This is a genomic window from Plantactinospora mayteni (assembly GCF_016862935.1).
In the GTDB taxonomy this organism is placed as follows: Bacteria; Actinomycetota; Actinomycetes; order Mycobacteriales; family Micromonosporaceae; genus Plantactinospora; species Plantactinospora mayteni.
The window spans coordinates 29,923-44,137 of record NZ_BONX01000028.1 but is presented as its reverse complement, the minus strand read 5'-3'; the positions used below and the strand labels follow the sequence as shown (position 1 = coordinate 44,137).

The 14,215-nt window shown below is 72.5% G+C and carries 10 protein-coding genes and 1 pseudogene; 6 read left to right on the top strand and 5 right to left on the bottom strand.

Going from position 1 to position 14,215, the window contains the following annotated elements:
- The first annotated feature begins 48 nt into the window (after positions 1 to 48).
- From Pma05_RS20830 to nudC, 3 genes are read left to right on the top strand one after another with little or no spacing between them, the layout of a single operon-like run.
- Positions 49 to 1,362 carry a M16 family metallopeptidase gene (locus Pma05_RS20830; protein ID WP_203859120.1) on the top strand — a complete coding sequence of 438 codons (1,314 nt, stop codon included), beginning with the start codon at positions 49 to 51 and terminating at the stop codon, positions 1,360 to 1,362.
- Positions 1,359 to 2,684 (top strand): M16 family metallopeptidase, encoded by a 1,326-nt coding sequence (locus Pma05_RS20825; RefSeq protein WP_203859119.1) that lies wholly within the window; start codon positions 1,359 to 1,361, stop codon positions 2,682 to 2,684. The genes Pma05_RS20830 and Pma05_RS20825 overlap by 4 nt, the downstream gene beginning before the upstream one ends.
- Positions 2,681 to 3,652 (top strand): NAD(+) diphosphatase, encoded by a 972-nt coding sequence (gene nudC, locus Pma05_RS20820; RefSeq protein ID WP_239312760.1) that lies wholly within the window; start codon positions 2,681 to 2,683, stop codon positions 3,650 to 3,652. Before Pma05_RS20825 ends, nudC begins: the two co-directional genes overlap by 4 nt.
- 423 nt (positions 3,653 to 4,075) lie before the next feature.
- On the opposite strand, the pseudogene Pma05_RS20815 reads toward nudC, so the two are convergent.
- Both Pma05_RS20815 and Pma05_RS20810 read right to left on the bottom strand, forming a co-directional pair.
- Positions 4,076 to 4,309: pseudogene (locus Pma05_RS20815) on the bottom strand (hypothetical protein); the annotation flags it as partial.
- A gap of 365 nt (positions 4,310 to 4,674) precedes the next feature.
- On the bottom strand, positions 4,675 to 5,640 hold the full coding sequence (locus Pma05_RS20810) for a helix-turn-helix domain-containing protein (protein ID WP_203859118.1): 966 nt from the start codon (positions 5,638 to 5,640) through the stop codon (positions 4,675 to 4,677).
- A gap of 404 nt (positions 5,641 to 6,044) precedes the next feature.
- Here Pma05_RS20810 and Pma05_RS20805 point away from each other — a divergent pair, with 404 nt between their 5' ends.
- A complete protein-coding gene (locus tag Pma05_RS20805; RefSeq protein ID WP_203859117.1) occupies positions 6,045 to 7,334 on the top strand; it encodes an MFS transporter in 1,290 nt (429 codons plus the stop codon).
- Between the two features lie 49 nt (positions 7,335 to 7,383).
- Here Pma05_RS20805 and Pma05_RS20800 read toward each other — a convergent pair whose 3' ends face one another.
- The gene (locus Pma05_RS20800) at positions 7,384 to 7,629 is read right to left on the bottom strand and encodes a mycoredoxin (RefSeq protein WP_203859116.1); all 246 of its coding nucleotides are present in this window, start codon (positions 7,627 to 7,629) and stop codon (positions 7,384 to 7,386) included.
- A 137-nt stretch (positions 7,630 to 7,766) separates the two neighbouring features.
- Between Pma05_RS20800 and Pma05_RS20795 the strand changes: the two genes are divergently transcribed.
- Positions 7,767 to 9,932, top strand: coding sequence for an ATP-dependent DNA helicase UvrD2 (locus tag Pma05_RS20795; RefSeq protein ID WP_239312757.1), 2,166 nt, complete (start codon positions 7,767 to 7,769; stop codon positions 9,930 to 9,932).
- A 573-nt stretch (positions 9,933 to 10,505) separates the two neighbouring features.
- The gene (locus tag Pma05_RS20790) at positions 10,506 to 10,871 is read left to right on the top strand and encodes a WhiB family transcriptional regulator (protein WP_101369728.1); all 366 of its coding nucleotides are present in this window, start codon (positions 10,506 to 10,508) and stop codon (positions 10,869 to 10,871) included.
- A gap of 382 nt (positions 10,872 to 11,253) precedes the next feature.
- Here Pma05_RS20790 and Pma05_RS20785 read toward each other — a convergent pair whose 3' ends face one another.
- Entirely contained in the window at positions 11,254 to 12,642 is a 1,389-nt protein-coding gene (locus Pma05_RS20785; protein WP_203859115.1) for an ABC1 kinase family protein, read from the bottom strand.
- 300 nt (positions 12,643 to 12,942) lie between these two features.
- Positions 12,943 to 14,064: a hypothetical protein gene (locus Pma05_RS20780; RefSeq protein WP_239312755.1), complete on the bottom strand. Its 1,122-nt coding sequence runs from the start codon at positions 14,062 to 14,064 to the stop codon at positions 12,943 to 12,945.
- Positions 14,065 to 14,215: the final 151 nt, after the last annotated feature.

The window sequence follows — 14,215 nt, the reverse complement described above, 5'->3', positions numbered from 1 at the left end:
ACGCCGAGCCCGGCCACCGGTGGTGACGGGACGCGCTAGGGTCGGTTCGTGGCGGCGGGAAGATCGAGAATTCCAGCGACGAAGCATTCGGTCGAGCGGTTCACCCTCGACAACGGCCTGCGGGTGGTGCTGGCCCCGGATCGCAGTGCCCCGGTGGTCGGCGTGGCGGTCGTCTACGACGTGGGCATCCGGTCGGAACCGGAGGGTCGGACGGGTTTCGCGCACCTCTTCGAGCACCTGATGTTCCAGGGCTCGGAAAACCTGGAGAAGCTGGCGCACTTCCGGCACGTCCAGGGTGCCGGCGGGACCTTCAACGGGTCCACCCACCTGGACTACACGGACTACTGGGAGACGTTGCCGAGCAACGCGCTGGAGCGGGCCCTCTTCCTGGAGGCGGACCGGATGCGCGGGCCGCGGTTGACCGAGGAGAACCTCCGCAACCAGGTCGACGTGGTGAAGGAGGAGATCCGGGTCAACGTGCTGAACCGGCCGTACGGCGGCTTTCCGTGGCTGCGGCTGCCGCCGGTCCTGTTCGGCACGTTCGCCAACGCGCACGACGGGTACGGCTCCTTCGACGACCTGGAAAGTGCCAGCATCGCCGACGCGACCGACTTCTTCGACCGGTACTACGCCTGCGGCAATGCCGTACTCGCGGTCGGTGGGGACCTGGACGTGGCGGAGGCGACGGCGCTGGTCGAGCGGCATTTCGGGGACGTACCGGCCCGGCCCGCACCGGCCCGGCCCGACTTCGCCGAGCCGGACCTGACCGGGGAGCGGCGGGAGTCGTACACCGACAAGCTGGCGCCGTTGCCGGCGGTGGCGGCGGCGTGGCGGGTACCGGACCCGATCGGCGACTTCGCCGGCTACCTGCCGTACGTGGTACTGGCCGAGGTGCTCACCGACGGCGACGCGTCCCGGCTGGTGGAGCGGCTGGTGCTGCGGGACCGTACGGTGACCAGCGTCGGCGGCTACCTCGGGCTGATGGGCGACCCGTTCGACGTACGGGACCCGACCGCGCTGGTGCTCCAGGCCCACCTGCCGCCCGGCGGCGGGGTGGAGAAGGTACTCCAGACCATCGACGAGGAACTCGACCGGCTCGCCACCGACGGGCTGGCCGCCGACGAGCTGGCCCGGACCCAGGCCCGGATGGCCACCCACCTGCTCCGGGAGACGGACGCGGTGCTCGGCCGGACGCTCCAGATGGCGGTGCTGGAGCAGCAGCGGGGTGATCCGGGGCTGCTGGGCGAGCTGCCCCGGCTGGTCGGCGAGGTCACCGAGGAGCAGGTGCGGGCAGCGGCCGCCACCCTGCGACCGCAGCGCCGGGCCGCCGTCGAGGTCGTTCCCGGTGGAGGTGTCAGGTGACCGTGCGTACGCTGCCCCCGCTCGGGCCGAACCGCAAGCTCAAGCTGCCCCGCGAGGTCGAGCACACCCTGCCCAACGGGCTGACGGTGATCGTGCTGCGCCGGCCGGCGGTGCCGCTGGTGGAGCTGCGGCTCTGGGTGCCGTTCGGTGGGGCGCACCTGGCCCGCGGCCTGATGATGTCCCAGACGCTGCTCTCCGGCACCGGAACCATGACCTCGGTGCAGCTCGCCGCCGAGTTGCAGAAGGTGGGCGGCGGGCTCTCCGCCGGGGCCGACGCCGACCGGCTGATGATCTCCGGTACCGGCCTCTCGACGGGGCTGAACCGGATCCTGGAGCTGCTCGCCGAGGTGCTGACCGGGGCCAGCTACCCGAACGACGAGGTCGGCATCGAGCGGGCCCGGCTGATCGACGGGATCCGGATGGCGCAGAGCCAGCCGACCCACCTGGTCCGCAAGGCGCTGCTGAAGCGGATGTACGGCAAGCACCCGTACGCGGTGCAGACGCCGGAGCCGGAGCAGGTCGAGGCGGTCCGGCCGGCGGCGCTGCGCAGTCTGCACGCCGCCCGGGTACGGCCGGCGGGCGGGATCCTGCTGCTGGTCGGCGACGTGCAGCCGGCGAGCGCGCTGGACGCGGTGGAGCGGGCCCTCGGCGGCTGGACCGGGGACGGCGCGTCGGCCGAGCTGCCGCCGACCCCGCCACTGGAGGCGGGACCGCTGCTGCTGATGGACCGGCCCGGTTCGGTGCAGTCGTCGGTCCGGCTGGCGCTGCCGGCGGTGCCGCGTACCCATCCGGACCATGCCGCGCTGCAACTGGCCAACCTGATCTTCGGCGGCTACTTCTCGTCCCGCTGGGTGGAGAACATCCGCGAGGACAAGGGCTACACGTACGGGCCGCACTCGAGCATCGAGCACTCGGTGGCCGGGTCGGCGTTGGTGGTCTCGGCCGAGGTCGCCACCGAGGTGACCGGGCCGGCCCTGCTGGAGACGATCTACGAGCTGGGTCGACTGGCCTCGTTGCCGCCGAAGGAGGACGAGCTGGAGCAGGCCCGCCAGTACGCCCTCGGCACCCTCCAGCTCGGCATCTCGACCCAGGCCGGGCTGGCGGCGGTGGCCAGCGCGTACGCCGGTTCCGGGCTGCGCCTGGAGTTCCTGGCCGAGCACGCCGCCCGGCTGGCGAAGGCGACCCGGGACGACGTGGCCACGGTGGCGGCGAAGTATCTGGCTCCGGCCCGGGCGGTCACGGTGGTGCTCGGCGACGCCGGCCAGGTCGAGGCGCCACTCGGTGTGCTGGGACCGGTCCGGACCGAGGCCACGGGATCGTGACCTCCGGCCCGCCGCCGCTGGACCTGCCGGCCGGTCATCCGCCACTGGCCCGGTCCACGCTCGACCGCGCCGCGCACCGGCGTACCGACGAGCGGTGGTTGGCCGACGCCTGGCAGCGGGCCCGGGTGCTGGTGGTGGACGTGGCGAACGGCGGCCGGACCCTGGTCGGCTCGGCCGCTGACAAGCCGGAGTTGATCCTGCTCGGCCCGGACGCGGCCCGGGACAGCGCGCCGGGCGCCCGGCTCTTCCTCGGCGTCGAGCCGGACGGGATACCGGTCTTCGCGGTCGACGCGCCGCTCCCGGAGCTGGCCGGCACCCGGCCGGCGAACCTGCGCGACGTCGGCCACCTGCTCAGCGACCGGGACGCCGGCCTCTTCACCACCGCCGTGGCGTTGGCGAACTGGCACGCCCGGCACCTCTACTCGTCGCTGACCGGTCTGTCCACGGTGGTCGGAGACGCGGGCTGGTCCCGGCGGGACGAGTCAGGCAACCAGCTCTGGCCGCGTACCGATCCGGCGATGATCGTGCTGGTGCACGACGGGGTCGCCGGCCCGGGCGGACGGTGCCTGCTCGGCAACAACGCGGCCTGGCGGTCCGAGCGGGACGTCCGCCGATACTCCTGCCTCGCCGGCTACGTCGAGCCGGGCGAGTCGGCCGAGGACGCGGTGGTCCGGGAGGTCACCGAGGAGGTCGGCCTGGTCCCGCACCACATCGGGTACGTCGCCAGCCAGTCCTGGCCGTTCCCCGGCTCGCTGATGCTGGGCTTCTTCGCCCTCGCCGACCCGGAGCGGCCGATCCGGCTGGACCCGGCGGAGATCGCCCACGCGGGCTGGTTCAGCCGGCGGGACATCGCGGCGGTGCTTGCCGGCCAGGCGGTCGAGGTCGGTGCCGGGCTGCGGTTGGCGTTGCCGCCGCCGTCGTCGATCGCGCTGTTCCTGATCCGCAGTTGGCTGGCGGACGCCCGGTAGTCCGGGCCGGGCCTGCCCAAATGAACCTTTTTCAACCTCCCCTTGCGGTTCGTCGGACCGCAAGGTCCGACGCGGTGTGTGAGCGCCGCGCGGTTCAGGTTGAAAAAGGTTCAATCTTGGCCCGCGACCGTCGTTGCCGCGACGATCACGGGCCAAGATCATAGGCCGTCGTTGCCGGGTCAGGCATGGTACGTGGCGGGGGACGCCACCCCGGCCGCCGACGGTCGTCTAGCCGAACCTCGACGGCGGGCCGAGGTTCCTGGGTTGCGGGTCGCCGCCGGTCGGCGGGCCGAACTCGGCCGGGGCCGGGCCGAACTCGGCCGGGGCTGGGCCGGGGGAGTCGACGCCGGGTCGGTGGGGGTCGCCGGGCAGGGCAAGGTCACCGGCCTGGTCCCGGAACGGGCTGTTGCGCTGCCGCCGGTCGGGCTCGCCCACCGGGACCACCTTGACCCGCTGCCGTCCGGATCGAACCGCGCCCACGCTGGACAGTGCCCGGGCGAGCAGCAGGGCGGCGTCCCGGTCCTCGGCGCGGACGGTCTGACGGCGCTGTTCCGGAGAGGTCTGTTCGTCGCGGAGGCGCTCCCCCTGCGCCCAGGCAGCGGCCAACTCGTCATCAGCGGCGGCACGGATATCCGTGCGAACGATTAGAAACCGCATGGGTGTCTCCGAGGGCCGGTGACGGACGATGATTCTGCGATTACCTACCGAAGTCATTACGTGGAACTTCCACGTCCCCCTTGGGCTATGTTCACCCATTCTTGGCCGGTGGGCAAGTGAAACGCGCCGATTGGAGTAGTTGCTCGTCCGATCAGGTGACGCAGGGTCAACGCCACGCCCGTGAAACGCGAGGTCGGCACGGTCTCGGCTGACTGGGTCAGCGACGTTCCGGCGTACGACGCAGCCGCCGGCTCCCCGAACGGGAGCCGGCGGCTGCGGACTCGTCTGTGTACGGTGCCGGCCCGGTCGCGGACCCGTCGGCGGCCGGCAGGGCCGGGACTACCGCGTCGGGGACCGGGTTCGGACTACTGCTCGGTCAGCCGTCCCGAGCGGCGACTGCGCTGGGTTGGCGGCCTCCCCGGGTCGCGGCTCGCCGGCTTGCGGGGGGCTGACGAGCGCTGCGCCGCCATGTCGGACAGCCAGGTGATCGTCTCCTCCGGACCGAGCGCCGCGTCCTGGAGCCAGTCGAAGACCTTCGAGTAGGTGGCGATCTCCTTCGGTTCGGTCACCATCAGGTTGGTGGCCAGCCCCTCGATGGCGAGGGTCTCCGGATCCTGCGGCTCGGCGAAGCGATAGAGCGAGAACCCGGTGTGCGGCAGGTACCAGCTCGCGATGGTCTGCTCGGTGAGCAGCACCTGGAGCGTCACGTTCGGCAGCCCGGCGAGCTTGCGCAACTGGATCAGTTGGGCGCGCAGCAGCTCGCGGGGGCCGGCCCGGCCGCCGAGCGCGGCCTCCTCGATCACCGCCGAATAGCGGGGCGGTTCGACCTCGCGGGTGAGCAGCGACTGCCGGGCCATCCGGGCCGCCACCTCGGTGTCGGCGTCCTCGGCGTCGGGGTCGTCCACGAGCTGTCGGGAGGAGACGATCCGCAGCTTGACGTACGCCTTGGTCTGCAACAGACCCGGCACGATCACCGGGCTGTACTCGCGGATCTCCGCGCAACCGGCCTCCAGTTCGGCGTAGCCGCGCTGCCGTGGCGTCATCGTCGCGTACGAGCGCAGCCAGCTCCGGATGTCGCCGGCCTCGTTGGTGATCGCGGTCAGTTCTTCCCGCAGCGCCCCGGTGACCTTGTAGAGGTCCAGCAGGTCGAGGACGTCACGCAGGTCGGGCCGGCTGCGGCCGTTCTCCAGCCGGGACAGTTTGGAAGCCGATGCCCACCCCACCGCCTCGATGACCTGGTCGCCGGTGAGCTTGGCGGACTCCCGCAGCTTGCGCAGTTCCGTGCCGAGCCTGCGCCGCCGCAGGATCGGGCTGGGTTGAGCAGGAGGCATCGGATCCTCGCTCTCGATCGTCGAGCCCGTCGCCGGGCAGGTGCGGACCGTCCAGGTCGCGCTCCCGGCGGTCCAGTATGCCGCTCGTTCTTCACGGCGTGCCGTCGAATGGTAACGGCGTGTCTAAATGGAGGAGGCTTTCCGGGACACTTCCGGCCCCTGTCGTCGGATAGCCGATCGAGCTCCGAGCGCGACCGGCCGGCGCGCCACCATCGACTGCGACGAATTCTCACAACGACGACCGCGCCGTACGCCACCCCCAGAACGCGCCCCCAAACCAGTACGGCGAACAGCCGCCGCGGGCGACCCGGTGCCCGTGATCCGCCCTCGGCGACGATCACGTTGAACTCCGGGTGTCCGCCGTCCCCGAGCGGCTCGCCGCCACCTCGAAAGGGACCCCTCGAATGCGAACCATCCTGCGTCGCCCGGACTTCCGGCTGCTCTTCGCCGGTCTCGTGTTCAGCATGACGGCAGAGTCGATCATGCTGTTGGCGCTGGCCGTCTGGGTGAAGGACCTGACCGGTTCGGACGGCATGGCCGGCGCCACCATCTTCGCCATGATCGCGCCGATGGCTCTGGCCCCGATCGTCGGCTGGGTGGTGGACCGGTTCCGCCGCCGCCCGTTCTTCCTGGTCGCCAACCTGGCCACGGCGGTGGTACTCACCCCGCTGTTCCTGGTCCGGGACCGTACCGACGTCTGGGTGATCTACGTCGTGGGCGCCCTGTACGGGCTCTCCTACGTCGCCCTCGGCGCGACCCTGAACGGGCTGATCAAGGAGATCGTGCCCGAGGAGCTGATGGCCCAGGCGAACGGCGCGTTGCAGACCGTCAAGCAGGGTCTCCGGCTGGTCGGCCCGCTGGCCGGGGCGGCCCTCTACACCGGGGCCGGCGGCTGGACCCTGCCGACGGTCGGCATGACCGGCTTCACCGCCGCCGCCTGCGCGGTCTCCGCGCTGCGGATCGCCGAGCGGAAGCCCGGCCCGGCCCAGCTCCGCTGGGTGACCGAGGTCGGGGCGGGACTGCGGCACATGGTTGGCGAGCCGGCGCTGCGCCGGGCGGTCGTCGGCGCCGCGCTGGCCGTACTGGTAATGGGGTTCAGCGAGTCGCTGATCTTCGCGTACGTGGATCAGGGGCTGGGCCGGGAGCCGGGCTTCGTGGGCGTACTGGTCACGGTGCAGGGCATCGGCGGGCTGCTCGGCGGGCTCTCCTCCCCGGCCGTGGTACGCCGGTTCGGCGAGTTGGCCGCCCTCGCCGTCGGGGTGGCACTCTTCGCGCCCGGTGCGCTGCTGCTGGCGTACCCGACGATCTGGCTGGCCTTCGTCGCCCTGGTGCTGCTCGGCTTCGGCCTGCCGATCGCGTTCGTGGGGTTGAACACCCTGATCCAGCGCCGCACCCCGGGTCGGCTGCTCGGCCGGGTCGCCGCCGCCTCCGAGGCGCTGATCAGCGGCCCGCAGGCGATCTCGATCGGTACCGGGGCGCTGCTGGTCGGCTTCGTCGACTACCGGCTGCTCTTCGTGGTGATCGCGGTGGTGATGACGATGGCGGCCGGATATCTCTGGGCGGGGCGGGAACTCTCCGCGCCACCCGCCGCCCGACCCGACGCGGACCCGGGCGTGCTGGCGCCGGACGTGATCCTGCCCGACGTCCCGCCCGTCGCGGAGACGTCGCCGACCTCGGGATCGCAGCCCCGTTGAGCGACCTGCCGATGGCGGTGGGCCCGGGCCGGGCCCACCGCCGACCCGGTCAGCTTGCGGCCAGCGTGGCCAGGTGCTTCTTGACGTCGACGATCGACGGGTTGGTCAGCGCCGAACCGTCGTCGAACCGTACCGTCGGCACGGTCTGGTTGCCGCCGTTGACGCTCATCACGTACTCCGCGGCGGCCAGGTCCTGCTCGATGTCCACCACCGTGTACCCGATGCCCTCCCGGTCAAGCTGTGACTTGAGCCGGTGGCAGTAGCCGCACCAGGACGTGGAATACATCGTCAACATCGTCGAGACCTCCGCGGTGCTCAATCGTTTCCAGCCAGGTCCGGCCGGTTCGCCGGGTCGGACGTCGGATCGCACGGGGTTGTCGATCACGCAGGCTAAAGGTGCAACGTCGGGAGGGGCTGCCATGATTCCTACCTGTGGCGGCTGACTTGCGCGTGGAACGGATCCTGGCCGGACTCGACCCGGAGCAGCGCACCGCGGTGACCGCTCCGGCCGGACCGGTCTGCATCCTGGCCGGCGCCGGCACCGGCAAGACCCGGGCGATCACGCACCGGATCGCGTACCGGGTGACGGCCGGGGAGATCGCCGCCCGGCACGTGCTCGCGGTCACCTTCACCGCCCGGGCCGCCGCCGAGCTGCGGGCCCGGCTCGGCGCGCTCGGCGTACCGGGGGTGCAGGCCCGGACGTTCCACGGTGCCGCGCTGCGCCAGGTCCGGTACTTCGCGTCCCGGCTGCTCGCCGGGCGGGAGATGCCCGAGCTGCTGGACAGCAAGGTCCGGCTGGTCACCCTGGCCGCCGCCCGGGTCGGGCTGCGCACCGACCGGGCCGCCGCGCGGGACCTGGCCGGCGAGATCGAGTGGGCCAAGTCGTCCCTGGTCGAGCCGGGGGAGTACGTCGTCGCGGCGGCCAAGGCGCTGCGCGAGACGCCACACGACCCGGCGAAGGTGGCCGAGGTCTTCGCCGGCTACGAGAAGGTGAAACGGGCCAACGGTGTGATCGACTTCGAGGACATGCTCCGGGCGGCGGTCTGGGGGATCGAGGAGCACCCGGACGTCGCCGAGCAGATCCGCGCGCAGTACCGGCACCTGGTGGTCGACGAGTACCAGGACGTGAACCCGCTCCAGCAGCGGTTGCTGGACGTCTGGCTGGGCGGCCGGGACGACCTGACCGTGGTCGGCGACGCCAGCCAGACGATCTACTCGTTCACCGGTGCCACCTCGGCGTACCTGATCGACTTTCCCCGGCTGCGCCAGGACGCGGTGGTGGTCCGGCTGGTCCGGGACTACCGCTCGACCCCGCAGGTGGTCGGGCTGGCGAACGCGGTGATCCGGCAGGCCCGGGGTGCCGAGGCGCGACTGCGGCTGGAGTTGGTCGGGCAACGGCCGCCGGGTGCCGAGCCGGACCTGCGGATCTTCCCGGACGAGCCGGCCGAGGCCGCCGCCGTGGCGGTGCGCTGCCGGGACCTGATCGCCGCCGGCACACCGGCCCGGGAGATCGCCGTACTGTTCCGGACCAACGCGCAGTCCGAGGCGTACGAGAAGGCGCTCGCCGAGGCGGAGGTGCCGTACCAGGTGCAGGGCGCCGAGCGCTTCTTCGAGCGGCCCGAGATCCGGCAGGCGCTGGTCGCGCTCCGCGCCGCGACCCGGTCGACGCCGGGGGAGACACCGCTGGTCCCGGCCGTGGTCGAGGCGCTGGCCGCGGTCGGCTGGGCACCCGAACAGCCCCCGCCCGGTGGCGCGGCCCGGGAGAGCTGGGAGGCGCTAGCCGCCCTGGTCCAGCTCGCCGAGGAGTACGCGGCCACGCCGGTGCTGCTACCGATCGGCGAGGCTGCCAGTGTGGAACGGCCGGTGTCGTTGGCGGACTTCTGCGCCGAGTTGGGTCGGCGGGCCGCCGCGCAGCACGTGCCGACGGTCGAGGGCGTGACGCTGGCGTCGCTGCACTCGGCGAAGGGGCTGGAGTGGGACGCGGTGTTCCTGGTCGGGCTCTCCGACGGCACGCTGCCGACCAGCTACGCGAAGACCGCCGAACAGGTGGAGGAGGAGCGCCGGCTGCTCTACGTCGGGGTGACCCGGGCCCGCCAGTGGCTCTGGCTGTCGTACGCCTCGGCGCGCTCGCCCGGCGGTCGGGCCCGGCGGCCGTGCCGGTTCCTGCCCCAGTTCGACCGTTCCGGCGCTGGGCGCACCGTCGACGCGCCCGCCGGCAGTCGGAAACCCGACCGTCGGCGTACCCAGGTCGTCTCCTGCCGGGTCTGCGGAGCGACCCTGCTGGCCGGCGCGGACCGCAAACTCGGCCGCTGCGCCACCTGCCCGTCCGACCTCGACGAGGAACTCCTCGACCGGCTGCGCGACTGGCGGGCCCGGGTCGCCGGGGCGCAGAAGGTCCCGGCATACGTGGTCTTCACCGACGCCACCCTGCTCGCACTGGCCGAACGCCGCCCCACCCGCCCGGCGGAACTGCTGGCCATCGCCGGGATCGGCCCCCGCAAGGTCGCCCTGTACGGCGACGCGGTGCTCGCCCTGGTCGACGGCGTCCGGGTCGACGACGTGCTGCTGACGGAGGAGTCCGAGCCGACGCCGGGCTGAGCCGAGGGGCCCGTCGGCGGGTGTCGGAAGAAAGTTCCGCAATCTCGCCGTAATTCGTTTGCCCTCCTGCCCGAAGGAGGCATAGCCTCATGGCACACCTCGCGAGCGGCGGCTTTCCGGCTGCTCAAGAGGGGTATTGAGTCCGATGTTGGCGACGAGCGAGAGTCAGGAGGTGGCCCCGATGGGGACGACCTATGTCACCCAGCGACCGTGGGCGCTGCCTGCTGCCCCAGCTCCGGTGTCAGAGGTCGGCGGCATGCTGATCACTGAACTCCTCCAGCGTTCGCAGGCGCACCAGGTCCTGACCCAGACCGAGCTGGTTCAGGCCCCAGCGGCTGCCGATCGCCAGGGGACCAATGGATTCACGGGCAATGGCATCCGCGTCGGCGTCAAGCGGGTGGATGTCAGCGGGGTTCCACCTCGAGGGAGACCGGTCTAACACAGACCAGCCGGCTCACCTCGAGGCCGCGGACCCCGTACACCGGGATCCGCGGCCTTAGTCATTTCCGCACTGCCGCACGTAAGTCGGAACAGCGATCTACGAGATCGAAACGAGAGAGAGGTGACCGGGCGATGAGTCTGGCGTTGGCCCCCCTCGACGCGAACGTCGAGCTGGAGGCGAACCTGCCCTGCCGGAAGTTCGACCCCGACCTGTGGTTCGCCGACTCGCCTGCCGAGCTGGAGCTGGCCAAGTCGCTCTGCGGGGACTGCCCGCTGCGCGTCGAGTGCCTCGCCGGTGCGGTGGAGCGGGAGGAGCCGTGGGGTGTCTGGGGCGGCGAGATCTTCGAGCGTGGCGCGGTCGTTCCGCGCAAGCGGCCCCGTGGTCGCCCGCGCAAGGAGGACGTCGCCCGGGACGCGGCGCTGCGGGTCGAGGCCCAGGCGCGGCTGGCGGCCAGTGGCCTTGCCGAGTCGCGCAGCGCGGTCCGGTTGGCGGCCTGACATGAACCCGATCCGTACGAACGCCGGTCTGGTATCGGCGCCGAACACCGCGATGGCCGCGGTGTCGAGAACCCACACTGCCACGCCCATCCGAGACGGAGCCACCAAGATGCATCTCATCCACGAAGCGTTGTCACGGGCTCGAATGCGCCTGCCTCAGGCCGGTCGCAGCACCACGAGCACTGAGGCAACCCGATCCGCCCGCACCATCGCGCTGGAGGCCCGTCGCCGGGCCGCCCGCGAGCTGGGCAGCCTGTGAGCCGTCGGCCAAGGCCGTCGGTAGGTAACCGAATCTGAGATCCGAAACAGCCGGGCCGGTCGCAACGGGGGTACACCCTCCGCCGCGACCGGCCCGACGTCGTTGTGCGGCTGGCGGGAAGAGTCAGGCCACCGGGGCGAACCCGGGCAGCCAGCGCTCCACGATGCCCCGGTAGGGCGCCTTCGCCTCCAACTGGCAGAGCACCCCGATCGAACCGAGGGTCACCCGGTGGATCAGCAGGTACGACGGCGGCAGGTTGAGCTGCCGCGAGAGCTGGTACGCCGGCGAGCGCGGGTTGGCGAGCCGGGCCGCCTCGACCCGCAGCCACGCTCGGCTGAACCGGAACTCCTCGACCGAGAGCGGTTGCAGGATCGGCATCAGGAAGTCGAGTACCGCCTGGGCGTCGATCGGGGAGTCGAGCCGGATGAAGCCCTCCTCGCGCAGCCCGGCCACCACCGCGTCGGCGTCCCCGGCCAGGGCCAGCCGGACCAGCCGGCCGATCGGCTCCGGGTGCCCGCCGGGCAGCCGCGCCACCGCGCCGAAGTCGATCACGCCGAGTCGCCCGTCCGGCAGCAGCCGGAAGTTGCCGGGGTGCGGGTCGGCGTGCAGCAGTCCGGCGCGCATCGGCGCCGAGAAGTGCAGGGTGGCCATCAGCCGGCCGGCCTGGTCCCGGTCGCTCGCGGACCCCGAGTCGATGATCGCCGACAGCGGAGTGCCCTCGACCCAGTCGGTGACGAGTACCCGGGGCGCCGCCGCGACCACGCCGGGTACGAAGATCTCCGGATCGTCGGCGTACGCGGCGGCGAAGATCCGCTGCGATTCCGCTTCGAGTTCGTAGTCCAGCTCCTCGCTGATCCGGGCACGCAACTCGCTGAGCAGCGGTTTGATGTCCAGGCCGGGCTGGATCGCCCGGAACATCGCACCGAGCCGGGAGAGCTGCTTCAGGTCGGAGAGGAGCGCCGGTCCGGCACCCGGGTACTGCACCTTGACCGCCACCGGGCGACCGGCCGGAACCGTCGCAACCGCCTTGGTCGCCGCCTTCGTGCCGCGTCGCCGGCCGGTCGGGGTGGTGCCCTCGACCTTCCAGATCGCCCGGTGCACCTGGCCGATGCTCGCGGCGGCGGCCGGCTTGTCGTCGAACTCCACGAACAACGACCGCCAGTCCGGCCCGAGTTGCTCGGCGAGCACCTTGTGCACGCTGGCCGCCGGGAGCGGTGGAGCCGCCTCCTGGAGCTTGGTCAACGCCTGCCGGTACGGCGCCGCGACCTCCTCGGGCAGGGCCGCCTCGAACACGGACAGGGCCTGCCCGAACTTCATCGCCCCGCCCTTGAGCTGGCCCAGCACGCTGAAGAGTTGCTCGGCGGTGCGCTGCTGGATTTCGTTGGAGATCACCTCGGAGGCGAGTCCGGTGACCCGCTTGCCCACGCCGAGGACGGTCCGGCCAGCGAAGCCGAGTGGCAGAGCGGCGAGCTTGGCGGTCCGGGAGACGGCCCGGCGCGGGATGTCGGTCACCAGATCATTGTTACCGACTCGACGAGATCCGGTCCGCCGTCGGCGGGTGGCTCGGGCCACGTCCTGGTCACCGTCGACCGGCAACGGCCCGATCCGGGCGGCGGAATCCGCCCCACCGTGTCCCGGCGTACCCGACTGGGTCTGGCCGTCGCGCTGGTCCGGTTCGTACGACGCGGTCCGCTTCCGACCGGCGGGGGCGGTTCCGCCGGACCCCGAAGTCGCCATCCTGGTGACGTCGGCCTTGATGAACTCGGCCGGCCGCGCCCGAACCGGCACCCGTCGTCGCCGGCTGTCGAGGGTTCAGACGGGATCCGGGTCCGGGGATCGGGGTGGGGTTTCCGGAGCATGCGGCGCGCGGCGGGGCGGCGTACCGCGCCGTCGTGCGGTGCAGCCACATGCCGGGTGCGGCGGCCAGGTACGCCGGCGCAGCCGACCGGCGCCGGTCACCTCGACCGCCCCGCCCACCGTCTCCGGGGTACCGCCGTCGAGGAAGGTGAGGATCTCGCCGACCGCGTAGCCGACCGCCGTGACCAGGGTCGAGGTCAGGCAGGGTTCCCGGCCGTCACCGCCGGCCAACTGGGCGGCGAGGCCCGGCCAGCCGGGGTCGCGGTCCTGGCGGTGCAGGTCGACGCAGTTGAGGCAGGGCGATCCGGCGGCCCGGACCAGTGGGCCGACGACCGGGACACCGTCGCGGATGGTCAGCAGCAGGTGCGCCTGCCGGTGCTGGGCGTAGCCGGCGGCGAGCAGTCCGGCGGGGCGGTCCGCCCCGACCTGGACCACCAGGTCGGCACGGCCGCGCCGGACCGGCCGGGTGGCGGTGCCGGGTGCGGACCGGGCGATCGCGTCCACGACGGCGGCGGCGCTCGGCCGGCGTACGTCGGTGGCCAGCAGCCCGCCCCCGGTGGTGTCCGTCGGCCCGACCTGGCCCCGCAGGTCCGGATGTACCTGTCCGACGCCGGCCTGGGCCAGCGTCACCGCCACCGGGGCGGCCAGCCGGCCCTGACCGGTCACCACGATCCGGGCCGCGGCCCGGCGCCGGAGCAGTTGGGCCGGGGTGCCGGGTGAGTCCCGCCCGTGCAGGGCGAGCGCCGCCGCCTCGGCGGAGAGCCGCTGCCGGGCCGGCTCGGGCAGGTCGGTGGGGAGCAGGGTGTGCGCGGCGACCACCAGGCCGGCGGCGCGCAGGGTGTCGATCAGGGTACGGGCGTCGTCGCGGGAGACGTTGATCGTGGCGGCGTGGTCCAGTACGGCCCGCTCGCTGCGGCTGCCGTCGAGCAGGTCGAGCAGTCGGGCGGCGGCCGGGTTGGCGACCTCGAGCAGGACCGCGCGACGGGGGTCGAGGCCGAGTTGCAGGGTGTGCCGGTCACGCCAGAGTCGGGCGAGGCCGGGCAGCAGGGTGGGGCGGGGCAGCACGCTTCTGGTCATGGGGCGACACGCTGTCACCGCCCGGGTGCGGGCCGGCGGCGGTTGTCCACAGCGGGTGGACGCTGTGCACTGCCCTATCCACAGGATCTGGGGTGTTATCCACAACCGATGGGTAACTACTGTCGCCGCGCGGACATCACAGCGGGTGTCC

Coding starts and splice junctions, on each gene's coding strand:
- Pma05_RS20810 (WP_203859118.1), bottom strand. CDS start 5,640: ATGCCTCCTGCTCAACCCAGCCCGATCCTGCGGCGGCGCAGGCTCGGC.
- Pma05_RS20805 (WP_203859117.1), top strand. CDS start 6,045: ATGCGAACCATCCTGCGTCGCCCGGACTTCCGGCTGCTCTTCGCCGGT.
- Pma05_RS20800 (WP_203859116.1), bottom strand. CDS start 7,629: ATGTTGACGATGTATTCCACGTCCTGGTGCGGCTACTGCCACCGGCTC.
- Pma05_RS20790 (WP_101369728.1), top strand. CDS start 10,506: ATGAGTCTGGCGTTGGCCCCCCTCGACGCGAACGTCGAGCTGGAGGCG.
- Pma05_RS20780 (WP_239312755.1), bottom strand. CDS start 14,064: ATGACCAGAAGCGTGCTGCCCCGCCCCACCCTGCTGCCCGGCCTCGCC.